Source organism: Streptomyces sp. NPDC127038, from assembly GCF_042725875.1.
Taxonomy (GTDB): domain Bacteria; phylum Actinomycetota; class Actinomycetes; order Streptomycetales; family Streptomycetaceae; genus Streptomyces.
In genome coordinates this window covers 18606-40562 of the sequence record NZ_JBHXDQ010000040.1, presented here as the reverse complement: position 1 = coordinate 40562, position 21957 = coordinate 18606, and the positions used below count along the sequence as shown (strand labels likewise).

Genomic DNA, 21957 nt, shown 5'->3' with positions numbered 1-21957 from the left:
GTACCACCCGTCATGCCAGTACCACCCGTCGGTCGGCCACCGCGTAGAGCACGTCCGCGACGGCGTTGGCGATGACCACGAAGAAGCCGATGACCAGGACCATGCCGACGACCACCGGAAGGTCGACGACGTTCACCGCGTGCACCAGTTCCTGGCCGATGCCGGGCAGCCCGAAGAGGGTCTCGGTGAGCACCGCGCCGCCGACCGCGGAGCCGAAGGTGTTGGCGTTCAGCGCGATGATCGAGGCGAGCGCTCCCCGGACGGCGTGCCGTCCGATGATCGACCGCTCGCCGACGCCGTACGCGCGGAAGGTCCGGATGTGGTCCTCGGCCAGCGTCTCCAGCATCGAGGCCCTGGTCAGCCGGGCGAACGCGGCGGCCTCGACGAGGGCGAGCGACAGCCACGGGAGCACCAGGTTCCAGGCCCACTGTTCGGGGTCGTCGGTGAGGTTCACGTACTGCGGGAAGGGGAGCAGTTGCAGCTGGCCGCAGACGACGATCATCAGGATCAGGCCGATGACGAAGACGGGGGTCGCCGTGCCGGCGAGGGTGAGCCCGGTCAGGACCCGCTCGCTGATCCGGCCGCGCCGCCAGGCGGAGAGCACACCGGTGCCGACTCCGAGCAGGAGCCAGACGACCATCGCGCCGAACACCAGCGACAGGCTGACCGGCAGTTTCGCCAGGATCAGCCGGGTGACCTGCTGGTCGGTCTGGTACGACAGCCCGAGGCAGGGCGCCGGGCAGTGCTGGACGGAGGTGCCCGTCGAGTAGTCCTGGCCCGCGAGGAGTCCCTGGAGGAAGTGCCAGTAGCGCACGTACAGCGGGTCGCCGAGGTGCAGTTGCTGGGCGACCTGGTGCACCTGGGCGGGCGAGCAGCGCGGGCCGCAGGTGATCTGGGCGACGTTGCCCGGGGTGGCGTAGAAGACGACGTAGACGATCACCGAGATGGCGAGGAGGGTGATCACCGTGCCGAGGGTCCTGCGCAGGACGAACCCGCCGAAGCCGCTCATGCCGTGGCCTCCTTCGTTCCGTCGGCGGACGCGCCCTGGCGGGGCAGATCCGTTCCCGACGCGCCCTGATGGGGCAGATCCGTTCCCGACGCACCCTGCCGGGGCAGGCCTGCGCCGTCTGCGGGGCCGCCGGTGTTCGCGTCGGCCCTGGCCTCTCCCCTGCGGCCCGTGCCGACGCGCAGCCGAGAGGCCGCGCGCGGGTCGAGGGCGGTGCGCACGCCGTCGCCGAGGACGGTCAGGGCGAGGACGGTGACGAACAGCGCGCCCGCGGGCAGCAGCAGGTACTGCGGTGCGGCCTGGTACCAGACGTCGGCAGCGGTCAGCATCTGTCCCCAGGACGGTGTCGGCGGCTTCACGCCCACGCCGAGGAAGGACAGGGCCGCCTCGACGCCGATGTTCGCCGGCACGAGGAGGGCGGAGTAGGTGATGAGCGGGGCGGCGAGGCCGGGCAGCAGGTCGCGGCGGGCGATCCGCCAGGTGCCCCAGCCGCTGAGCCGCGCGGCGGCGACGTAGTCCAGCTGCTTGAGCGTGAGCGTCTGGGCGCGCACGATCTTCGCGAGGGTGCCCCAGGCGATCAGGCCGATGACGAGGGCGACCAGGACGGGCCGCGGGAAGCTGCCGGGCACGATCGCCAGCAGCGCAAGGGACATGATCATGAGCGGCAGCGCGACGATGATCTCGGTGATCCGGCTCAGCACCTGGTCGACCCATCGGTTCCCGAGGGTCGCCGAGACGCCCACGACCACGGCGATCAGGACCTGCACCAGGGTCGCGGCGAGCGCGACGCCGAGGGAGACCCGGGCGCCGTAGACGAGGCGCGCGAACAGGTCGCGGCCGGTCTGGGGTTCGACGCCGAGCCAGTGGTCGGCGCCGATGCCGCCGAACGCGCCGACGGGGACGCCGCCGCGGGCGGAGTCCACCAGCGAGGGGTGGTAGGTGGTGGGGTCCTGGCCCTCGATCGCGGTGAGCAGCGGTGCGGCGAGCGCGATCAGGACGAGCAGCGCGACGACGGCCGCCGCGACGAGGGCGGCGCGCTGCGCACGCAGCCGCCGCCAGAACTGACGGGCCCCCGAGGCCCCCGTGGCGGACGTGTCCGCCACGGGGGCCGGGGAGGCGACAAGTGCCTCGCTCACGGCGCTACTTCACCGCGACCTGAGAGATGTCCAGAACGCCGGTCCAGTCGCTGATGACGATGTTCTTGACGTCCTTGCCGTACAGGCGCTTGTAGACGGGGTGGAACAGCGGCACGGTCAGCGCCTGCTCGCCGATCTTCTTGTCCAGCGCGCCCCAGCGCTGGGCGGCCGCGTCGAGGTCGGTCAGCTTGTTGATCGCGTCGATCTCGTCGTTGACCGACTTGTCGTTCAGGAAGCCGGTGTTGAAGTTGGCGCCGTCCTCGACGATCTGCCGGCCGTCGAAGATCGGAGCCAGGAAGGGACCGCCGGAGGGCCAGTCGGCACCCCAGTGCGCGAGGAAGAAGCCCGGCTCGGTCTTGGCGCCGTGGATCTTGTCGCTGTAGTCGTTCTCCTCCAGGCCCTGGAGCTTGACGGTGATGCCGGCCTTCTTGAGCGCGTCCTGGATCGCGGTCGCGATCTCGGGGCTGGTCTCGAAGTCCTTGCTGTTGGAGTGGGTGAGCGTCACGGTCAGGCCGTTCTTGTAGCCGGCCTCGGCCAGCACCGCCTTGGCCTTGGCCGCATTGCCGGACGCGCCCGCCGGGAAGTGGTCGTACGGCGTGTAGCCGAAGGACTTCTGGTTCGGCAGGTACGTCGTGGCCGGCTCGGCGAGGGACGAACCGCCCGCCGCGTTGATCACCGAGGTGCGGTCGACGGCGTACGAGATCGCCTGACGCACCTTCGGGTTGTCGAACGGCTTCACCTTCGGGTTGAAGGCGATGTAGTCGGTGTAGCCGAAGTGCCCGGTGCCGACGCGCGAGGCCAGCTCCTTGTCCCCGGTCACCTTGGCGAGCTCGGCGGGGCCGAGGTTGGTGTCCGTGGTGACGGCGGCGGCGTCGGTGCCCTGGGAGGAGGACAGCCGCTGGTTGATCACGGAGGAGTCCAGGCCGGACCGTACGTCGATCCTGTCCGGGTAGGCCTTGCGCTCGGCGTCGGTCGACGCCGACCAGTAGGTGTTGCGCTCCAGGGTCAGGCGCTCGCCGTCGTTCTCGTTCTTGACGACCTTGTACGGGCCCGAGGAGACCGGGTGCTCCTCGTACTTGGTGCCGGTGTCCTTGGCCTTGGGGACGGGCGTGAACTGCGTCTGCGTGGCCAGGTAGGGGAACTCGCCCTCGGGCTTGTTCAGGTGGAAGACGATGGTCAGCGCGTCCGGCGTCTCGATCGAGTCGAGGCCCTTCTTGTCCTTGTAGGGACCCTGGTAGCCGGCGCCGCCGATCAGCCAGTCCCTCAGGTAGGGCGCGCCGCCGGAGAGTTCGGCGGCGAAGGAGCGCTCGATGCCGTACTTGATGTCGGCGGAGGTGATCGGCGTGCCGTCCTCGTACTTGAGGCCCTTCTTCAGGGTGTACGTCCACACGGTCGCGTTCTTGCTCGGGCGGCCGGTGTCGGTGGCCAGGTCGGGCACGACCTTGGCGCCGGCGGCCCCGTTCTCGCGGTTGCGGGTGGTGAGCGTGCGGAAGACGAGCGAGGGCACGTTGCCGCCGCCGGAGGTGTAGAGCCGGGCGGGGTCGAAGTCCTGCTGCGCATTGGCGTTCAGGACGGTGAGGGTGCCGCCCTTGTGGGGCTGGGAGTCGCCGCCGGAGCTCTTGGCATCGCTGTCCTTCGGCCCGCAGGCGGCGGCGCCCGCTGCCAGGACGAGGCTGACGGATGCCGCGGCCACGCGGCGCGCGGTGACGGACGATTGACGCATCGGAAGACGACCTCTCGGAATGACTCGAATACTGAGACGAAATGACACAGGGTGAGACGGAAGAGCGCGGAGCTCGCCCAGGGCGTCAGGCGTCGGTGTCCGACCGGACCGAAAGGGGCACGGGCGCGCCGAACCGCGGAGGTTCAGGGGCGCGCGGAGACAGAACGGGAAGAAATGCGACGCACTCGCCGGGGGCGGGCGTCAGCAACAGTGGATGTCGGCCACGCAGAGCGCGGTCACGCCGATGAGCGCCAGCTCGATGGCGGCGCGAACGGAGGCGTGACGGGAGGACATGCGGAAAATATGAACGATCTTTTTCCGCATGTCAAAGCGATGTGAGCGCTTTCCGTCAACTCTTGGGGTAGGGCCAGGAGTTGGGCAGGCAGTGGATTCCGTCGTGGTCGAGGAACTTGGTCTGCTGCTGCATGACCGGGGCGAGGTCGCCGTCCTTCTGGCAGGAGACGTGCCCGTAGCCGAGCCGGTGGCCGACCTCGTGGTTGATGAGCATCTGGCGGTAGGCGTGGATCTTGTCGCCGAAGCCGTAGGTCTTGGAGCCCTGGGCCCAGCGGTACGCGTTGATCATGACGCGTTCGGTGGACGCCGAGTCGCAGGACACGTTGTCCTCGGTGGTGTCGAGCCCGGACTTGGCGCACCACTCGGCGGTGGTGCCGGGGCTCGCCAGCGTGATGACGAAGTCCGGTTTGCCGGAATCGACCCGCTCGAAGGTGCGGGCTCCGTCGTGGGCCCAGCTCCTGGAGTCGTTCAGGGTCTTCTGCACCGCGTCGGCGAAGAGCGCGCCGTCGAGACCGAGGCCCTGCTCGATGTCGACGCGGTAGGTGTACTTGTGTCCCTTGCCGGGGGCCTTGGCGGTGCCCGGCACGACCTCGAACTTCCCCGACCCCTTGAGCTTCGCCCCGAGCGGGTACGTCCTGGCCATCTGCTGGTCGTACGTCAGGGGCGCCGCGGCCACCTGCGGCTGTCCCGACTGGGTCGGCCTGCCGTCCCCGCGGGAGGCGGAGTCCTGGGCCGCGCGGCCGCCCGTGTCGGCGGACTGCGTCCGGGCGTCGGCGTCGTGGCCGCCGGTGGCCATCTGCCCGGCCACGACCACGGCCAGCACCGTGGTGACGGCGGCCGCGGCGATGCCGGTGAACGCCCAGCCCTTGCGGCCCTTGCCGTCGCTCTCGCCGGGCTCCTGGAGCGGCCGTTCACCGGCGTCGGTGGCCGGGGTGTTCCAGTCGGCGGAGTCGTCGAGGCCGGCCGCGCCGGGGCGGGCCGTCCGCGCGGCGCCGTCGCGGGCTCCGGGCAGGCCGGCGCTCTCCCGCCCGTCGAGGTCGAACGCGTCGACGTACGCCTGCCGGGGGCCCGCCACGGCCTGGGCACGCTGGCGCGGCACCCGGGGCCCCGCGGGCGCGCCCGCGGGGGCCGTGCCGGTCGCCGACTCCCCCCAGCCGCCGCCCTGTTCACGCTGTTCGGGATGCCCGCCCCGCACCTGCGCCACCCCGCGCGCGGGGGTCCCGTCCACCGGACGAGCGGTCCCGTGCGCCGGGGTCCCGTCCGGAAAACGAGGAGTCCCGTGCGCCGGGGTCCCGTCGGTCACCCTCGGGAAGCCGTGCGCCGGAGTGCCGTCGGCGGGACGCGGACCACCCTGGAGCGGGCCACCCTGGAACGGAGCACCGCCCTGCATCCGGGGAAACCCGTGCGCCGGGGTCCCCTCGGGAAGACGCGGACCACCCTGCCGGGGGCCGCCGCCCTGCATGCGGGGGCCGCTCTGAAGAGGGCCGCCGCTCTGCGCGCGTGGGCCGCCCGGGATCGGGCCGCCGGCCTGAACGCGGGGAAAACCGTGCGCCGGTGTCCCGTCGGGACGACCTGGCACGCCCTGCTGCGGGTACCCGCCCGCGGGTGGGTAGGGACCCTGGAAACCCGGTGGGCGTGTCGCCGCATGGTGGACGCCGTCGGGCCCCGGCGCCGGAGCGGACTCCGCCTCCTCCGCCGCAACCGCCCGCGTCTGCACGGTGTCCGTCTTGCCGGCCCGCCCCCGACGACTGTGTCGTCCCACTTCCCGCCTCAGCTCTCCGCGCCGACTGCCACCGAAGAGGTCGACTCTTCCAGGTCCGCAAGGAGTTCACGGAATGCGGTGGCGACCGTCTCCGGATACTCCATCATCGCGACGTGCCCCGCGTCCGGCAGGCACAGCAGCCGGGAGCCGCGGAAGGCACGGGCCGCGCGCTGGGCCATACGGTAGCCGACAAGTTGGTCACGGCCTCCGTAGACCAGGAGCGTGGGGGCGAGCACCCGTTCGGCCTGACGCCACAGTCCGTGCTGCCCGCCGAGCGTGTAGGCGTTCACCACCCCGCGCGCGGAACGGGCCATCGCGTCCCAGAAGTAGGGCAGGGCGAGCCGCCGCTCCATCTCCTCGACCGCGTCACGGAACCCCTCGGGGGTCACGATGCCGGGATCGCCGTAACAGAGGGCCAGCACCCCCCGTACGCGCTGCTCAGCGCTCCATTCCTTCGTCAGTCTGGTGAACAGTCCCGCCACTCCGGGAAGGGCGAGCAGAGCGGTCGGCCAGGCGGTGCGCTGGGCGCGGATCTCGGGCAGCGCGGGGGACACCAGCGTCAGCGTCCGGACGAGATCCGGGCGCACGGCCGCGACCCGCGTCGCGACGGCTCCGCCGAGTGAATTGCCGAAAAGATGTACCGGACCGCGTCCGGACGCGTCGAGGTGTCGGATCACCGCGCGCGCGTGACCGGTGACCGAGTAGTCGCCGTCGTCCGGCGGCGGGGAGTCGCCGAAGCCCGGCAGGTCGAGGGCCTCGCTCTCCACGAGCCCGTCGAGCCGGGACATCAGGGCCGTCCAGTTCTGCGAGGAACCGCCGAGCCCGTGCACGTAGAGCGCCGGGGGCAGGCCGTCCCTGGACGGCGGTCTCGACCGGATCGTCAGGGTCATGCCGGGCAGCCCCACCGATCTCAGCCGCTCTCCTTCGGCGACCCTGACGGCGCCGACCCTCGGCGTGACGCTGACGGCCGGCGCGGAAGGGAGTTCGGTCGAAGACATGCCGCAATGTTACGAGACGATCACGCGGGGGCTCATGTGTTCGCCGTCACAGATCGCGGGCGGATCGCATAGCGTCCCGATCGCGTGTCTCCTAGGCTTCGAACGAGGGCACTCGTCCGCACATCAGGAGCGCACTCGTACCGTTCGGGAAGAGGAACCATGACAGTCGACCCGACAGACCCCGGAACGTTCGACGACCAGTTCCGGGAGATCCCCGACGCGGAGGCCACGGAGGCCGACGCCGTCGAGCAGTCCGCGGAGCTGGACCCCGCGGACGACGTCGACCCGGAGCCGCCGGGCGACCGCCTCAACGCCGACGAGGGTGATCTGGCCGAGCAGGCCCGGGTCGTCCGGCTGAACGAGGACGAATACAGGTGACCCGCCCGCGGGCGATCCGGCCGTCTGCGCCCCGCCGCGGGTGACCCCGCGGCTCCGGCCGGACCCGCCCGCCGCGGCCGGATGCCCCCGCTCGTCCCCTTCGGCACCCTGTGCGCCGTCCCGGTCGGGGTCCGGTCCGTGAAATTCTGCGCTCGCACCGCACACAGCGGGGTTACCGAAAAGTACGATGGCGGCGCGGCGCACACCGCACGTGGACAAGATTGGGAGGCGGCGTGACAGCCATCGAGCAGACAGAGGCAGCACGCCCGCGGGGCACTCGCCTGCCGCGCCGTGCCCGACGCAACCAGCTCCTCGGCGCGGCCCAGGAAGTTTTCGTTGCGCAGGGATACCACTCGGCCGCCATGGACGACATCGCCGAACGCGCGGGCGTCAGCAAGCCGGTTCTCTACCAGCACTTCCCGGGCAAGCTCGATCTGTACCTCGCCCTGCTCGACCAGCACTGCGAGTCCCTGCTCCTGGCGGTGCGGGCGGCGCTCGCGTCGACCTCGGACAACAAGCTGCGCGTCCGCGCGACCATGGACGCCTACTTCGCGTACGTGGAGGACGACGGCGGCGCGTTCCGGCTGGTCTTCGAGTCGGACCTGACGAACGAACCGGCGGTGCGCGAGCGCGTCGACAAGGTGACGCACGAGTGCGCCGAGGCGATCTGCGACGTCATCGCGGAGGACACGGGTCTCTCGCGCGCGGAGTCGATGCTCCTCGCCTCGGGCCTCGGCGGCCTGGCGCAGGTCGTGGCGCGTTCCTGGCTGCACAGCGACCGCAGTGTCCCGCGCGACCAAGCGGTGCAGCTGCTGACCTCGCTCGCCTGGCGGGGCATCGCGGGTTTCCCGCTGCACGGCACCGACCACCACTGATCCGCCGGATCGTCCGGTCACCGGTCATCGGCTCGGCGGAAGCGGCCGGGGGCACGCCCCTCGGCCGCTTCTTTGTTCCCGTCCGCTGTTCGCTCCTGGCGTTCCCGGGCGGAGCGTGCGGGTCCCCTCGCCGGGCTAATGTGTGCTGCGTACGGCGCGTACGAACGCGCACATGACTGACCGTCGGAGGGACAAAGCCGTGGAGGTCAAGATCGGCGTGCAGCACGCGCCCCGCGAGATCGTTCTGGAGAGCGGTCAGACCCCGGAAGAGGTCGAGCGCGCGGTGTCCGAGGCGCTGGCCGGCAAGTCGCAGCTGCTGAGCCTCGTGGACGACCACGGCCGCAAGGTCCTGGTTCCGGCCGACCGGCTGGCGTACGTGGAGCTCGGCGAGCCCACGCAGCGCAAGGTCGGATTCAGCGCCCTGTAGAGCGGCCGGGCGACACAGCAGGTACGGGAGGGGCCCGGTGACACCGTCACCGGGCCCCTCCCGTCGTCCACGCCCGCACGCGCCGGCCCCCCGGGGCACGTCCGGACGCAGATGGAGCACATGCCGGGCGCGGAGGAGGGTTGCGTTCCGAACGTCAGGGGTAGGACCGGCTACGACCGATTTGCACCGGCCGTGCGGGAGGGACCCCACCATGTTCTTGGAAGCGCTCGGCTCCGCAGTGCTCGGTCTGGCGCTGGCCTGGGCGGCGTCGTACCGCCTGCCCCACCGGCTGCCGTCCCGCAGTCTGGTGATGTCCACCGGCGTGGTGGGAGCCCTGTTCGGCGCCTTCCTGACGCACACGGCCCTGGGCTCCGGGCACTTCCTGGCGATCCTTCTCGGCGCGGTGGCCGTCTCGGCCGCGCTGCTGTCGCTGCTGCTGCGCCCCGAGGAGCGTTTTCGGCGCCGCTCGGCGACCGCGTAGGCCATCCGCCGCCGGGCGACCGCGCAAGCCACCGCGAGGGCCCCGCTTCCGCGACCGCGAACCGCGCCCGTAGCCGGCGCGGCGATCTGGTCCGTGGCAGCGAGGCCTTCGGCGTCTCCTGCGGTCCTGCCGGTGACGGGCCACCGGTCGGCGACGTTCAGCACAGGGGAACGGGCCACCGGTCGGCGACTTTCGGCGCCCGGATCGGGCGCGGTTCACGGTCGCGTCCGGTGCCGGGAACGAGCCACCGGCCGGCCGCGTCAGCGCCGGGGACGAGGCCCCCGGCGCTCCGGGACCGCGTCCTAGGCCGCCAGGCCCAGCGCGGCCATCCGCTTCGTGTGCGCCTCGGTGATGCGGGAGAACATCCGGCCGACCTCGGCGAGGTCGAAGCCGTCCGCCACTCCGCCCACCAGCATCGTCGACAGGGCGTCGCGGTCGGCGACCACGCGCTGCGACTGGGACAGGGCCTCGCCCATCAGCCGGCGCGCCCACAGCGCGAGACGACCGCCCACGCGCGGGTCGGCGTCGATCGCGGCCCGCACCTTCTCGATAGCGAAACCGGCGTGACCGGTGTCGTCGAGCACGCCGAGGACGAGTCCGCGGGTGTCCGAGTCGAGCCGGGCCGCGACCTCGCGGTAGAAGTCACTGGCGATCGAGTCGCCGACGTACGCCTTGACGAGCCCCTCCAGCCAGTCCGAGGGAGCCGTCTGCCGGTGGAAGCCGTCGAGCGCGGCGACGAAGGGCTCCATCGCCTCCGTCGGCTCCGCGCCGACCGCGGCGAGCCGGTCCCGCAGCTGCTCGAAGTGGTGGAACTCGGCGGACGCCATCTTCGCCAGCTCGGCCTTGTCGCTGAGCGTGGGCGCCAGCTTGGCGTCCTCCGCGAGCCGCTCGAACGCCGCGAGCTCGCCGTACGCGAGCGCTCCGAGCAGGTCCACGACCGCGGCGCGGTAGTGGGGCTCGGCCGAGGCCGTGTCCCAGCTCTGCGCGGCGACCCCGGTGGCGGCGGGGGCGGTGTCGGCGGTGGCCCCGGCGGGCTTCTCAGCGGCGTTGTCAGGCGTCGTCATGAAGCGCACAATAGCCCGCCCGCCGCACGAGGGAAGTCCCTGCTCAACCAGTGTGACGACGACTACGTGACCAAATCGGCCATCGCATGTGCGCGATTCCGGGGTATGGTGGTAATGCGCCCGGCGAGTGATTCGACGGGCCGCACGAATGAGGATGCCCGGTCGGTGGCCCGATCGGCTCCGACCCGACAGCCCTCCTCGCAGGTACGGCACATTGCGTACGGCATCCGGAGGGAACCCTCAGCGGTACGAGAGCTCGAGCGTCGGCAGTGGTCCCGTGCCACCCGGCCCGCCCGTCAAGAGCGGCCGACGTCCCCGGCACGGTCCCGACACGACCCCCGCGCTCGCCTCGCACCGCGTACACAGAAGAGGCAGCACCCTGACTACGACTTTCCGAGAGCTCGGAATCCTCCCTGAGACCGCCGAGGCCCTTGAGGCCGTCGGCATCGTCAACCCCTTCCCCATCCAGGAGATGACGCTCCCGGTCGCCCTCTCGGGCACCGACATCATCGGCCAGGCCAAGACCGGCACCGGCAAGACGCTGGGCTTCGGCCTCCCCCTCCTGGAGCGCGTCACCGTCCCCGCGGACGTCGAGGCAGGCCGGGCCAAGCCCGAGCAGCTGACCGACGCCCCGCAGGCGCTCGTCGTCGTCCCCACGCGCGAGCTGTGCACCCAGGTGACCAACGACCTGCTGACCGCGGGCAAGGTCCGCAACGTGCGCGTCCTGGCCATCTACGGCGGCCGGGCGTACGAGCCCCAGGTCGAGGCCCTGAAGAAGGGCGTCGACGTCATCGTCGGCACCCCGGGGCGTCTGCTGGACCTCGCGGGCCAGAAGAAGCTCAACCTCAAGAACATCAAGGCGCTCGTCCTCGACGAGGCCGACGAGATGCTCGACCTGGGCTTCCTGCCCGACGTCGAGAAGATCATGAACATGCTGCCGGCCCGCCGTCAGACGATGCTGTTCTCGGCGACCATGCCGGGCGCGGTCATCGGTCTCGCGCGCCGCTACATGTCGCAGCCCACGCACATCCGCGCCGCGGCCCCGGACGACTCGGGCGCGACCGTCGCGAACACCGCGCAGTTCATCTACCGCGCGCACAACATGGACAAGCCCGAGATGGTCGCGCGGATACTGCAGGCCGACGGCCGCGGTCTCGCGATGATCTTCTGCCGCACCAAGCGGACGGCGGCGGACCTCGCCGACCAGCTCCAGCAGCGCGGCTTCGCCTCCGGCGCGGTCCACGGCGACCTCGGCCAGGGTGCCCGCGAGCAGGCGCTGCGCGCCTTCCGCAACGGCAAGGTGGACGTCCTCGTCTGCACCGACGTCGCGGCCCGCGGTATCGACGTCGAGGGTGTCACCCACGTCATCAACTACCAGTCCCCCGAGGACGAGAAGACGTACCTGCACCGCATCGGCCGCACCGGCCGCGCGGGCGCCAAGGGCATCGCGATCACCCTCGTCGACTGGGACGACATCCCGCGCTGGCAGCTGATCAACAAGGCGCTGGACCTCGGCTTCGGCAACCCGCCGGAGACGTACTCCACGTCCCCGCACCTCTTCGAGGAGCTGAACATCCCGGCCGGCACCAAGGGTGTCCTGCCGCGTTCCGAGCGCACCCGCGCCGGGCTCTCGGCCGAAGAGGTCGAGGACCTGGGCGAGACGGGCGGCCGTGGCGGTCCTCGTGGCCGCGGTGGCCGTTCGGCCGCGCCGGCGACCGCCGAGCGTGAGCGCGCGCCGCGCACCCCGCGCCAGCGCCGCCGCACCCGCAACGGCGCGCCCGCGGAGGAGACGGCCCCGTCCACGGCGGCTCCGGCCACCGAGGCGCCCGCGTCCGCCGAGGCCACCGAGCCCCGCACCCCGCGCCGCCGCCGGCGCACCCGCGGTGGAGCGGGCGAGCCGGTGGCAGCCGTCGCCGCGCCCGTCACCGAGGCCGCCCAGGCGTCCGTGGCGACGGCCGAGGGTGTCACCGACGAGCCGGCCGCGCCGCGCCGTCGCCGTACCCGCAGGCCCGCCGCGACGGCCGTCGAGACGGCGGAGGCGGTGGTGACCGCGGCCGAGGCCGTGGTCGAGAACGCCGCCGCCGAGGCCGTCACCGAGGCACCGGCCAAGCCGGCCCGCCGCCGGACCCGCAAGGCCGCCGAGGCCGTCGTGGAGGCCGTCGAGGCCACCGCGACCGAGGTCACCGAGGCTCCGGCGAAGCCCGTGCGGCGCCGGACCCGCAAGACCGCGGAGGCGGTCGTGGAGGCCGTCGAGGCCGCCGCGACCGAGGTCGCCGAGGTCACGGAGACGGTCACCAAGCCGCGGCGCAGCCGCGCCAAGGCCGCCACCGCCCCGGAGACGGCCACGGACACCGCGACGGACACGGCCGCCGAGGCGACCGAGACCAAGCCCGTCCGCCGCCGCACCCGCAAGGCCGTCGCCGACGCCGAGATCCCGGCCCAGGCCGCCGAAGCGACGGAGGCCAAGCCGGCCACCCGCCGACGCACCCGCAAGGCGGTCGCCACGGAGCCCACGGAGAGCTGATCTCCGGCCCGACGGCCCGGTCCCCCATCCGATGGGGGGGCCGGGCCGTCGGCGTTCCCGCTCCCGCGCACCGCCCGTCGGCGTTCCGCGCTCCCGCGGCCGCCCGTCGGCCCGCGCCGGACTTCACCGGGTGCCGGCCCGGCTGCCACACACCCGTCGAGCGGCCGTCGCCGTCGCCCGATAGCCTCCTGCGCATGAGCAGGCCCCACACCTTCGTCCCGCCCGCCGGTGTCAGCGCGTACCGGTTGTCCACCACGCGCGGTGAGTTCGCCGTGCTCGACGCCGAACCGCAGGGACGTTCCCGGGGAACCGTGCTGCTGCTCCCGGGGTTCACGGGGAGCAAGGAGGACTTCATCGCCCTGCATGTGCCGCTGGCCGCGGCGGGCTACCGGACGGTGGCGGTGGACGGGCGCGGACAGTTCGAGACCGACGGGCCCCGGGACGACGAAACGGCTTACGCGCAGGCCGAGTTGGCGCAGGACGTGCTCGCGCAGGCCGTGGCCGTCGGGGGGCCGGTGCACCTCGTTGGGCACTCGCTCGGCGGCCAGATCGCACGGGCCGCGGTGCTGGCCGACGCGTCGCCGTTCGTCTCCCTGACGCTCATGGCCTCCGGCCCCGCGCAGATCTCCGAGTCGCAGCAGCAGCGCGTCAAGCTGCTGCGGGACGCGCTGGCCGTGATGAGCATGGCCGAGGTGTGGGACGCCATCCAGGCGATGGAGCCGCCCGAGGAGACCGAGACGGGCGGACTGGACGCGGGACTGGACGACCTCGCCGACCTGCGACGCCGCTGGCTCGGCAACAGCCCGGCCCAGCTCGTCGCGACGGGCCGCCAGCTCTGCGACGAGCCCGACCGGGTCGCCGAACTGGCCGCCGTCCCGCTCCCCAAGCACGTGATATCCGGCGAGCGCGACGACACCTGGCCGGTTCCGCTGCTGGACACGATGGCCGTACGGCTGGACGCGCACCGCACGGTCGTCGCGGGGGCGGAGCACTCACCGAACGCCGACCGGCCGCTGGAGACCGCCCGCGCCCTGGCCGCGTTCTGGGACGGCGTCGACAACCTCGACGGCACCCGGCCGCCGACGGCCCCGGACGGCGCCGGCCCCGCACGTTTCTAGTACCGCCGCGGCACCGCTCTAGTACTGCGCCTGAAGGTGCTCCCAGAAGCCGTCCCGCAGGGCGCGGCGCAGGTCCGACTGTCCGCGCAGGGAGTACTGGAGCAGGCCCTCGGCCTCGACCAGCAGATCCTGGTCGACCGAGCCGGGAAGGTACGGGTGCCCGGGAAGCAGTTCGGCCAGGGACTCCCGGCCGCGCGCCGCGAGCCACTTGGCGGCGATCTGGGCGCCCACGAAGCGCACGTCCTCCCTGGTGGGCCGGACCGCCGCCGTCGGGTCGTAGGACTGGGCGGTGCGCCTGGCCACGTACGGCTTGAAGAAGTCGAGGTCGAGCGTGCGCTGGCTGTCGACCTCCCAGAGCAGCGGCTCGGCCTGGTTGCCGCCCTCGGGCGCCTCGATGCCCCAGAGGTGGACCCGGGCGCCGTACCCCTGGGCCGCCTCGACCGCGGAGACCAGGTCCTCGTCCCCGCCGAGCAGGGCCGCGTCGCTGATGGCGCGGTGCCGGGCCAGGGACTCCAGGTCCGAGCGGATGAGTGAATCGACGCCCTTCTGCTGGTTGTTGGCGTTCAGATTGCCCAACCGGACCTTCACGTCGGGGAGTTCGGCGATGGACTGCTGTTCCGCGGTGTGGATGCGGCGGCGGGCGCCGTCGTACCAGTAGACGCGCAGCAGCCGGCTGTCGGCGAAGATCGTGCGGGCCCGGTCGATGAGCGCCTCGATGAGCCCCTCGGTGTCCAGGTCGAACGAACGGCGGTCCTCCGTCCCGGCGACGAGGCGCCCCGCGGCCGCGTACAGATATCCGGCGTCCACGAAGATCGCGTGGGTGGAGGGGGTCTTCGCGACCTCGGCGAGCATGCGCTGGAGCAGCTCGTTCGTCAGGTCGATGCGGGCGGCGAGAGCCGCGTGGTCGTCGTTCATCGCTTCCATTGTCCCGGCGGTCACGCTGCGAACACAACCGGCGCCGTTCAGTCTCCGCCACGCGGGCTACCCGTGGGTAATTAGGTTCTCGAAAAATTTCCTTAGCGTAGGGAATGTTTGTAACACGCACCCCGTTGAATCCTTACGAGGGCGAGGACACCGATGCCTCGCTCCTCGCACGAGTAGTTCTCCTCAGGAGGATGACCAGACGAAGGGAGAAGCCCATGCGCTTCGAAATCATGCGACTCGACGATGTCGACGGCACGCCCGTGGACAGCACTGTCGTGGACGCCGCCTCCGTCAACCGGATCGTTCAGCAGGCCGCCGCCATCGGGCAGCGACTGTGGATCCGCCCGGCCGACACCACCGCTTCGTAACACGACGACCGTCCGCCTCGGGTACGAGGACGCACCGAAGGCGTCTCCCGGAAGGGGCGCGCGGCGGACAGCAGAGGCTTCACAGACTTCAGAGCCCCGCACGGCGAGGATGCCGTGCGGGGCTCTGCGCGTGCGCCCGGCGCTCCGGGGCGCCGTCAGCCCGCGTGGATCACCTGGGTGACACCGTTGATGATCTGCTGCACCGCGATGGCCGAGAGCATCATGCCCGCGAGCCGGGTCACCAGGACCACTCCGCCGTCCTTGATGACGCGGATGATCAGCAGCGAGTAGCGCATCACGACCCACAGGACGACATGGATCGCGATGATCGCGCTCCACACGGAGACCTGCGTGGCGACCGAGTCGGCCTTCTGCACCGCGAGGATCACGGACACGATCGCGCCGGGCCCGGCGAGCAGCGGCATCCCGAGGGGTACGAGGGCGACGTTGACGTCCTTGGTCTGCTTCGGCTCGTCCGTCTTGCCGGTGAGCAGGTCGAGGGCGATGAGCAGGAGCAGCAGTCCGCCCGCGATCATCAGCGCGGGCACGGAGACGTGCAGATAGTCGAGGATCTGGTGCCCGAGGAGCCCGAAGACGGTGATGACGCCGCCGGCGACGCAGACGGCCTGGACGGCCATGCGGCGCTGCACCCGGGCGGGGCGGCCGGCGGTGAGCGCCAGGAAGATCGGGGTGATCCCGGGGGGATCCATGATGACGAAGAGCGTGAGGAAGAGGGAGCCGAAGACGGCGACGTCGAACATGGTGAGGAAGAGCCTTGCGAGGTGGATGGGAGTGGGTGGGCGGGTCTTCCGGCCACCGCTTCGGGCGGTCGTCCCGCGGGGCGGGACGGGGCGGCACGGCCGGCGGTGCCGGGTGCCTGTGACGGGCCGGAACACACGGTTCCGGCCGGGCGTGGAGGGGACGCGGGCCTCGGACGCGCACCGCGGGCGGGCACGGGTCCGCCGTACAGCCGCACCGCACGGGCACGGGGCCGTCGCAGGCCCCGCCGGACCGGCCCTGAGCACCGGCACGGACCACATGGCGGCCGACGACGTGAGCCGCGCATCCCGGTATCCCCGCATCCGCGTGCCGGCTGACGGCTGACGGCTGACGGCTGACGGCTGACGGCTGACGGCTGACGGCTGACGGCTGACGGCTGACGGCTGACGGCTGACGGCTGGGCCTACGGCACCGGTGGGCGGGCCCGTGAGGGCCTCACGGCATCTGCGTGATCCGTACGGGCCTCACGCACCGGTCCCGCGGCACCGGCCCGCGGGCGACGGCGCGGCCCCGGTCACGGGCCCGGCCGGAACCGTGCGGGTGCGCGGTGCGCGGCGTCCGGGGGTTCAGGCTCCGCCCGCGCCCGGGACCGGGAACGCCCCGGTGGCGCGGCGGGTGATCTCCCCGTAGACCTCGGGGTCGGTCGTGAAGTCCCCGAGCGAACAGGTCTTGCGGCTGCCGTGGTAGTCGGACGAGCCGGTGGCCAGCAGCCCCAGTTCGGAGGCCAGACCACGCAGTCGCGCCCGGGTGGACGGCTCGTGGTCCATGTGGTCGACCTCGATGCCGTCGAGGCCGGCGGACGCCAGCTCGGCGATCACCGACTCCGGCACGGTGCGCCCCCGCTTGGCGGCGGCGGGGTGGGCGAAGACGGTGACGCCTCCGGCCCCCTTGACCAGCCGGATCGCCTCGAAGGGGTCGGTCTCGTGCTTGGGGACGTAGGCGCGGCCCCCGTCGGACAGCCACTGCTCGGTGAAGGCGTCCGAGACGCTGCCGACGACGCCGAGCTCGACCAGCGCGGAGGCGACGTGCGGGCGGCCGACCGAGCCGTCGCCCGCGATGCGCGCCACCTGCTCCCAGGTGATCGGCACACCGAGCTCCTGGAGCCTGGCGATCATGCCCTGGGCCCGCGGCACCCGGTCGTCCCGGACCAGTTCGCGCTCGGCGAGCAGGGCGGGGTCCTCGGGGTCGAAGAGGTAGGCCAGCATGTGCATGCTGATGCCGTCGATCCGGCAGGAGAGTTCGGCGCCCGTGACGAGGGTGAGCCCCTCGGGCAGGGCGGCGACCGCTTCGGCGTGCCCGCGGGTCGTGTCGTGATCGGTCAGCGCGACGACGTCCAGACCGGCGGCGGCCGCGTTGCGGACCAGCTCGGCGGGCGTGTCCGTACCGTCGGACGCGGTGGAGTGGGCGTGCAGGTCGATGCGCACTACGCGGACTCCAGGCGGTGACGGAACGGGCGGGGACACTCAAGGATAGCGGGGTTCCGCCCCTCGGTGTCACACCCGTACCTGGGGAGCGCCCCCTACACTCCCCGCCGCCCCGGCCCACCGGGGCGGCTCCCGGAACACGGCCCGGGCACGCACGGAACACGGGCCGGGCACGCTCCACCCTCGCCGCCCGACACCCCGCGGCCCCACGGCCCCAGAGCCCCTACGGCTGGCCCTACGGCCCTACGGCTCCAGGATCCGCGGTGACAGCGCCCCGCACGGCAGCAGGTCGACCTCGGCGCCCGCGTCGCGCAGATCCGTCAGGACCAGTTCGTCGTACATCAGCAGCCCGGTCTGCTCGGGCCAGACGACGGCCCACAGCCACAGCCCCCGCGCCTCGCCCGCGAAGACGGCGCGGTCGTCAGGGGAACCGGAGACATGCCAGAGCGGGGTGGGGCGGCCCGCGGCGAGGACCTTCGCCTGAGGCGGCTTCTCGACGTTCATGTACGGGCCGGGGTCGGGTCCGTCCATGCCCGCGTACCGCGCGCCCAGGCCGACGCCCAGTTCCTCGGCGACGAGGATCAGCTCACCCATCCCGCCGAGCGGGCCAGGACCCGAACAGGCGATGGCGGTGGCCCTGCCTCCGCTGCGGTCGTCCCCCGCGAACGCCGCCCCGGTGAACAGCCAGCCGACCGGCAGCGGCCACGGCATCCACACCGGCACCCGGGCGCGGTGCACGACCACACCGAGGGCCTCGACGCTGGGCGGGATCACGGGCTGCAGCGGATGCACCGTGCCGTGCACATCGCACTGCCAGGAATCGGCAAAGAGGCCGGGAGCCCTGACCCGGCCACCACACTTCGGGCAACTGGGTTCGCCCCTCATAGGGCTCAACGGTCCTCCCCGTCCTTGCCCGCGTCAAGGACGATCACCCGTCCGGCGCGGGCCGGCCCCGTCGAAAACTACGTGCATCTTGCATTTATTAGTCCACCTAACTTATTGTGTGTATAAGACAACGATCCAGTCGGCGCACAGTGAGGGAGCGGGCATGATCAACAGCACGGAAGGCCCCGCGGAGGGCGACACGTTCGACGCGGGCGCCGGTGGCATCCTGCGTCAGCCGAGGGCCGTCTGGGCGACCGCCGGGGCGTCCGTCGTCGCCTTCATGGGCATCGGACTCGTCGACCCGATCCTGCCGTCCATCGCCCGGGGACTCGACGCCACGCCCGGCCAGGTGTCCCTGCTCTTCACCTCGTACTTCCTGATCACCGCCGTCGCGATGCTGCTGACCGGCTTCGTCTCCAGCCGGATCGGCGGGCGCAGGACCCTGCTGCTCGGCCTCGCCCTCGTCGTGGTCTTCGCGGGGCTCGCGGGCACCTCGGGATCGGTCGGCGAACTCGTCGGCTTCCGGGCCGGCTGGGGACTCGGCAACGCGCTGTTCGTCTCCACCGCCCTGGCCGTGATCGTCGGCGCGGCGGCCGGCGGCAGCGCCGCGGCGATCCTGCTCTACGAGTCCGCACTCGGCCTCGGCATGGCCTGCGGGCCGCTGCTGGGAGCCCTGCTCGGCAACGCCAGCTGGCGCTACCCGTTCTTCGGCACCGCGTTCCTGATGGCGGTCGGCTTCCTGTGCATCACGGCGTTCCTGAAGGAGCAGCCCAAGCCCGCGCGCAAGACCTCGCTGCTCGACCCGCTGCGCGCACTCGGCCACGGCGGCCTCGCCTCGGCCGCGGCCTCCGCGTTCTTCTACAACTACACGTTCTTCACCGTGCTGGCCTTCACGCCGTTCGTGCTCAACATGACGCCGTACCGGTCCGGCGCGGTGTTCTTCTGCTGGGGCCTGCTGCTCGCGGTGTTCTCGGTGATCGTGGCCCCGCGCATGCAGGCGCGGTTCGGCTCGCTGAAGGTGCTGGGCGGCTCCCTGGTCCTGCTCGCCGCCGACGTCCTCGTCCTCGGGTACGGCGACCACACCACCGCCGTCGTCTGCACGGTCCTGTCCGGCGCCTTCATCGGCGTGAACAACACCGTCTACACGGAACTGGCCCTCGGGGTGTCCGACGCCCCGCGCCCCGTGGCGAGCGCCGGCTACAACTTCGTGCGCTGGTTCGCCGCGGCGGCGGCCCCGTACTTCGCCCCGAAGATCGAGGGGTGGAGCAACGCGCGCGTCCCGTTCGTGGTGGCCGCGGTCACCGCGCTGCTGGGCGCCGGGGTGGTCTACGTACGGCGCGACGCGCTCACCCGTGAGGCCGAGGAGCTGGAGCCGGTCCACGCCACCGAGGACGGAGTGACCGTCTTCGCCAACTGAGCGACCGGGAAGACGACTTGAGACCCTCCCGCGCCCGGGGCGGCGGCGGGTCAGTCCAGAGGAACGGACCTGCGCAGCGGATCGCGCAGGTCCGTTCCGCCGTTCAGCCAGCGCTCCTGGAGGGCGCCCGCGCCGTGGACGCGCTTCCAGGCGGCCTCGTTGGGCGTCATGGGGAGCAGCGGAAGGAAACGCACCGGATCGGCGGGGGCGTCCAGTTCCAGGTCCTCCACCAGACCGCCGGCCTCGGCGACCAGGACGGAGGTGAACGGCGCGCCGGGCCACAGCGGTTCGCCCACGTCGAGCGAGGCTCCCGGGGCCACGACCAGACCCTCGACCTGGGGAGAGGCGGCGAGCACGGCGAGCGGGCGGAGCACCTTGTCGGTGTCGGCCCCGGCCGGGCGGACCGAGAGGACCAGCTCGGCGCGCGGGCCCTTCACCGGATCGGCGAGCACGGCGGTGGGATCGGCCATCGGCTGGGCGGACATGCCGAGCGTGGCGTAGCGCACGATGTCGCCCTCGGTGAAGCGCAGGACCTCGATGCGGTCGGTGCCGAGGAAGGTGACCGCGGCCCGCGCGTCGGGTTCGCCCAGCGCGGAGCGCAAACGGGCCTCGACCAGAGGAAGAACATCAGCCATGAGCCGAGCATAGGCCGCGTCAATTACGCCACCACGCACCGGACCCCGGTCAACAACGCGCAAAGCGGGGCCTTGACGTATCGGTGCGCTGATACTCTTGGCCGCTGGTCGGAGCAGTACATGACGAAGGGCCCGCGGGCCCTCTTCGGCACTGCGGGAGTTGCTCCCTTGCTCCGACGCACTGAGACTGATCTGACTCCCCTTCGGAGGGAGACAGACTCCCCTTCGGGGGATGGACCGTCCCTCACGGGGGACCGACCGGAGGAGGTGGGGCTGCAATGGATCGAAGTCGATCGTGCAGTACCACCCGCTCTTCCTGTCGCTGAGTTCACAGCTGATTCCGCGGGGTCCTTCAGCCCTGCCGGCTGCCGCCTCCCGCAATCGTGTGCGCACGTGTCAGCGTTGCCCGGCGCACCACGGAAGAGCGCTTCGTTTCCGCCTGATCTGTCCGATCTGAACCCCTGATCTGTCTGATCTGAATCAACAGCGAAGCTGCCAACACGACGGTGCGGTGCTCCCCGCTTTGTGGACGTGCCAAACATCCGCAGTCAGGACGTCCCCATTCCGGGTAGTTCCAACCGTCGCCGGCCGCCTCCGTTGCGAGAAGGAGCCCGCCATGTCGATGATCCGTGACCTGCGTGCCGCGGTCCGCCCCCGCCCGTCCCTGCGCAAGGACAGTGGCTCGTACGACACCACCCGCGACCCCGGCACCCCGTCGGCCGTGGTCGACTGCGCCGTCTACCGCGACGGCGCCCGCGTCGCGAGCCGCGCGCCGCTGACCCCGCAGGAGGCCATGCGCCAGGTGCGGCGCGACGGCGGGTTCGTGTGGATCGGTCTGCACGAGCCCACCGAGGACGAATTCGCCGGTATCGCCCGCGAGTTCGGGCTGCACCCGCTGGCCGTGGAGGACGCCGTCCAGGCCCACCAGCGGCCCAAGCTGGAGCGCTACGACGACTCCCTGTTCACCGTCTTCAAGACCATCCACTACGTCGAGCACGACCGGCTGACGGCGACCAGCGAGATCGTCGAGACCGGCGAGGTCATGTGCTTCACCGGAGGGGACTTCTTCATCACCGTCCGGCACGGCGGGCAGGGCTCGCTGCGCGGGCTGCGGCACCGCCTCCAGGACGACCCCGAGCTGCTCGCCAAGGGCCCCTCCGCGGTGCTGCACGCGATCGCCGACCATGTCGTCGACGGCTACATCGCGGTCGTGGACGCCGTGCAGGACGACATCGACGAGGTCGAGACCGAGGTGTTCTCCCCGGGCCGTGGCGGCACCCCGCGCGGCACCGACGCCGGACAGATCTACCAGCTCAAGCGCGAGGTGCTGGAGTTCAAGCGGGCCGTGTCGCCGCTGCTGCGCCCGATGCAGCTGCTGAGCGAGCGCCCGATGCGGCTGATCGACCCCGACATCCAGAAGTACTTCCGCGACGTCGCCGACCACCTGGCCCGGGTGCAGGAGCAGGTACTCGGCTTCGACGAACTGCTCAACTCGATCCTCCAGGCGAACCTCGCGCAGGCCTCCGTGGCGCAGAACGAGGACATGCGCAAGATCACCTCCTGGGCCGCGATCGTCGCCGTACCGACGATGGTCTGCGGTGTGTACGGCATGAACTTCAAGTACATGCCGGAACTGCACGCGCGCTACGGCTACCCCGTGGTCATGGGCATCACGGTCGGCCTCTGTCTGTCCATCCACCGCATCCTGAAGCGCAACGGCTGGCTGTAGGCCACGGCC

The 21957-nt window shown here is 71.9% G+C and carries 21 protein-coding genes; 9 read left to right on the top strand and 12 right to left on the bottom strand.

Annotated elements, in window-relative coordinates; genetic code table 11:
• Positions 1–10: 10 nt before the first annotated feature.
• From ACFWI4_RS25350 to ACFWI4_RS25325, 6 genes are all read right to left on the bottom strand, one after another.
• Entirely contained in the window at positions 11–1009 is a 999-nt protein-coding gene (locus tag ACFWI4_RS25350) for an ABC transporter permease (protein ID WP_387200263.1), read from the bottom strand.
• Positions 1006–2142 carry an ABC transporter permease gene (locus ACFWI4_RS25345; RefSeq protein ID WP_387200260.1) on the bottom strand — a complete coding sequence of 379 codons (1137 nt, stop codon included), beginning with the start codon at positions 2140–2142 and terminating at the stop codon, positions 1006–1008. Before ACFWI4_RS25345 ends, ACFWI4_RS25350 begins: the two co-directional genes overlap by 4 nt.
• 4 nt (positions 2143–2146) lie before the next feature.
• Complete coding sequence (locus tag ACFWI4_RS25340) at positions 2147–3865, bottom strand: ABC transporter substrate-binding protein (RefSeq protein WP_387200257.1); 1719 nt, start codon at positions 3863–3865, stop codon at positions 2147–2149.
• 201 nt (positions 3866–4066) lie between these two features.
• Positions 4067–4159, bottom strand: a complete 93-nt coding sequence (locus ACFWI4_RS25335) for an Ms4533A family Cys-rich leader peptide (protein WP_318658278.1) — start codon at positions 4157–4159, stop codon at positions 4067–4069.
• Positions 4160–4214: 55 nt separating this feature from the next.
• Entirely contained in the window at positions 4215–5921 is a 1707-nt protein-coding gene (locus tag ACFWI4_RS25330; RefSeq protein WP_387200255.1) for a DUF3152 domain-containing protein, read from the bottom strand.
• An 8-nt stretch (positions 5922–5929) separates the two neighbouring features.
• Positions 5930–6919 carry an alpha/beta fold hydrolase gene (locus tag ACFWI4_RS25325; protein WP_385400654.1) on the bottom strand — a complete coding sequence of 330 codons (990 nt, stop codon included), beginning with the start codon at positions 6917–6919 and terminating at the stop codon, positions 5930–5932.
• 159 nt (positions 6920–7078) lie between these two features.
• On the opposite strand from ACFWI4_RS25325, the gene ACFWI4_RS25320 reads away from it, so the two are divergent.
• The 4 genes from ACFWI4_RS25320 to ACFWI4_RS25305 all read left to right on the top strand — a co-directional run bounded on the left by ACFWI4_RS25320 (position 7079) and on the right by ACFWI4_RS25305 (position 9080).
• Positions 7079–7297, top strand: a complete 219-nt coding sequence (locus ACFWI4_RS25320) for a hypothetical protein (protein WP_385400652.1) — start codon at positions 7079–7081, stop codon at positions 7295–7297.
• Between the two features lie 233 nt (positions 7298–7530).
• A complete protein-coding gene (locus ACFWI4_RS25315) occupies positions 7531–8172 on the top strand; it encodes a TetR/AcrR family transcriptional regulator (protein ID WP_339131315.1) in 642 nt (213 codons plus the stop codon).
• A gap of 199 nt (positions 8173–8371) precedes the next feature.
• Positions 8372–8599 carry a DUF3107 domain-containing protein gene (locus ACFWI4_RS25310; protein WP_028801993.1) on the top strand — a complete coding sequence of 76 codons (228 nt, stop codon included), beginning with the start codon at positions 8372–8374 and terminating at the stop codon, positions 8597–8599.
• Between the two features lie 211 nt (positions 8600–8810).
• A complete protein-coding gene (locus tag ACFWI4_RS25305; protein ID WP_387200250.1) occupies positions 8811–9080 on the top strand; it encodes a hypothetical protein in 270 nt (89 codons plus the stop codon).
• 302 nt (positions 9081–9382) lie between these two features.
• On the opposite strand, the gene ACFWI4_RS25300 is transcribed toward ACFWI4_RS25305, so the two are convergent.
• Positions 9383–10153, bottom strand: a complete 771-nt coding sequence (locus ACFWI4_RS25300) for a ferritin-like fold-containing protein (RefSeq protein WP_387200247.1) — start codon at positions 10151–10153, stop codon at positions 9383–9385.
• A 463-nt stretch (positions 10154–10616) separates the two neighbouring features.
• Between ACFWI4_RS25300 and ACFWI4_RS25295 the strand changes: the two genes are divergently transcribed.
• Positions 10617–12668: a DEAD/DEAH box helicase gene (locus ACFWI4_RS25295; protein ID WP_387200244.1), complete on the top strand. Its 2052-nt coding sequence runs from the start codon at positions 10617–10619 to the stop codon at positions 12666–12668.
• 194 nt (positions 12669–12862) lie between these two features.
• Positions 12863–13786 (top strand): alpha/beta fold hydrolase, encoded by a 924-nt coding sequence (locus ACFWI4_RS25290; protein WP_387200241.1) that lies wholly within the window; start codon positions 12863–12865, stop codon positions 13784–13786.
• An 18-nt stretch (positions 13787–13804) separates the two neighbouring features.
• Here ACFWI4_RS25290 and ACFWI4_RS25285 read toward each other — a convergent pair whose 3' ends face one another.
• Positions 13805–14701 carry an NYN domain-containing protein gene (locus ACFWI4_RS25285; protein WP_385402710.1) on the bottom strand — a complete coding sequence of 299 codons (897 nt, stop codon included), beginning with the start codon at positions 14699–14701 and terminating at the stop codon, positions 13805–13807.
• Positions 14702–14925: 224 nt separating this feature from the next.
• Here ACFWI4_RS25285 and ACFWI4_RS25280 point away from each other — a divergent pair, with 224 nt between their 5' ends.
• Positions 14926–15078, top strand: coding sequence for a hypothetical protein (locus ACFWI4_RS25280; protein WP_020136747.1), 153 nt, complete (start codon positions 14926–14928; stop codon positions 15076–15078).
• 155 nt (positions 15079–15233) lie between these two features.
• Here the strand turns inward: ACFWI4_RS25280 and ACFWI4_RS25275 are convergent, their stop codons facing one another.
• The 3 genes from ACFWI4_RS25275 to ACFWI4_RS25265 all read right to left on the bottom strand — a co-directional run bounded on the left by ACFWI4_RS25275 (position 15234) and on the right by ACFWI4_RS25265 (position 18167).
• Entirely contained in the window at positions 15234–15839 is a 606-nt protein-coding gene (locus tag ACFWI4_RS25275) for a MarC family protein (RefSeq protein ID WP_385402712.1), read from the bottom strand.
• Positions 15840–16424: 585 nt separating this feature from the next.
• The gene (locus ACFWI4_RS25270; RefSeq protein ID WP_387200237.1) at positions 16425–17282 is read right to left on the bottom strand and encodes a PHP domain-containing protein; all 858 of its coding nucleotides are present in this window, start codon (positions 17280–17282) and stop codon (positions 16425–16427) included.
• A 243-nt stretch (positions 17283–17525) separates the two neighbouring features.
• Positions 17526–18167: a DUF6758 family protein gene (locus ACFWI4_RS25265; protein WP_385402933.1), complete on the bottom strand. Its 642-nt coding sequence runs from the start codon at positions 18165–18167 to the stop codon at positions 17526–17528.
• A 163-nt stretch (positions 18168–18330) separates the two neighbouring features.
• Between ACFWI4_RS25265 and ACFWI4_RS25260 the strand changes: the two genes are divergently transcribed.
• Positions 18331–19584 (top strand): MFS transporter, encoded by a 1254-nt coding sequence (locus tag ACFWI4_RS25260; RefSeq protein WP_387200234.1) that lies wholly within the window; start codon positions 18331–18333, stop codon positions 19582–19584.
• 50 nt (positions 19585–19634) lie between these two features.
• Here the strand turns inward: ACFWI4_RS25260 and ACFWI4_RS25255 are convergent, their stop codons facing one another.
• A complete protein-coding gene (locus tag ACFWI4_RS25255; protein ID WP_385402720.1) occupies positions 19635–20219 on the bottom strand; it encodes a suppressor of fused domain protein in 585 nt (194 codons plus the stop codon).
• Positions 20220–20835: 616 nt separating this feature from the next.
• Between ACFWI4_RS25255 and ACFWI4_RS25250 the strand changes: the two genes are divergently transcribed.
• The gene (locus ACFWI4_RS25250) at positions 20836–21948 is read left to right on the top strand and encodes a magnesium and cobalt transport protein CorA (protein ID WP_385402722.1); all 1113 of its coding nucleotides are present in this window, start codon (positions 20836–20838) and stop codon (positions 21946–21948) included.
• The last annotated feature ends 9 nt before the right edge of the window (positions 21949–21957 follow it).

Coding starts and splice junctions, on each gene's coding strand:
- ACFWI4_RS25335 (WP_318658278.1), bottom strand. CDS start 4,159: ATGTCCTCCCGTCACGCCTCCGTTCGCGCCGCCATCGAGCTGGCGCTC.
- ACFWI4_RS25290 (WP_387200241.1), top strand. CDS start 12,863: ATGAGCAGGCCCCACACCTTCGTCCCGCCCGCCGGTGTCAGCGCGTAC.
- ACFWI4_RS25350 (WP_387200263.1), bottom strand. CDS start 1,009: ATGAGCGGCTTCGGCGGGTTCGTCCTGCGCAGGACCCTCGGCACGGTG.
- ACFWI4_RS25255 (WP_385402720.1), bottom strand. CDS start 20,219: ATGGCTGATGTTCTTCCTCTGGTCGAGGCCCGTTTGCGCTCCGCGCTG.
- ACFWI4_RS25280 (WP_020136747.1), top strand. CDS start 14,926: ATGCGCTTCGAAATCATGCGACTCGACGATGTCGACGGCACGCCCGTG.
- ACFWI4_RS25295 (WP_387200244.1), top strand. CDS start 10,617: ATGACGCTCCCGGTCGCCCTCTCGGGCACCGACATCATCGGCCAGGCC.
- ACFWI4_RS25340 (WP_387200257.1), bottom strand. CDS start 3,865: ATGCGTCAATCGTCCGTCACCGCGCGCCGCGTGGCCGCGGCATCCGTC.
- ACFWI4_RS25285 (WP_385402710.1), bottom strand. CDS start 14,701: ATGAACGACGACCACGCGGCTCTCGCCGCCCGCATCGACCTGACGAAC.
- ACFWI4_RS25250 (WP_385402722.1), top strand. CDS start 20,836: ATGTCGATGATCCGTGACCTGCGTGCCGCGGTCCGCCCCCGCCCGTCC.
- ACFWI4_RS25275 (WP_385402712.1), bottom strand. CDS start 15,839: ATGTTCGACGTCGCCGTCTTCGGCTCCCTCTTCCTCACGCTCTTCGTC.
- ACFWI4_RS25260 (WP_387200234.1), top strand. CDS start 18,331: ATGATCAACAGCACGGAAGGCCCCGCGGAGGGCGACACGTTCGACGCG.
- ACFWI4_RS25320 (WP_385400652.1), top strand. CDS start 7,079: ATGACAGTCGACCCGACAGACCCCGGAACGTTCGACGACCAGTTCCGG.
- ACFWI4_RS25265 (WP_385402933.1), bottom strand. CDS start 18,167: ATGAGGGGCGAACCCAGTTGCCCGAAGTGTGGTGGCCGGGTCAGGGCT.
- ACFWI4_RS25325 (WP_385400654.1), bottom strand. CDS start 6,919: ATGTCTTCGACCGAACTCCCTTCCGCGCCGGCCGTCAGCGTCACGCCG.
- ACFWI4_RS25305 (WP_387200250.1), top strand. CDS start 8,811: ATGTTCTTGGAAGCGCTCGGCTCCGCAGTGCTCGGTCTGGCGCTGGCC.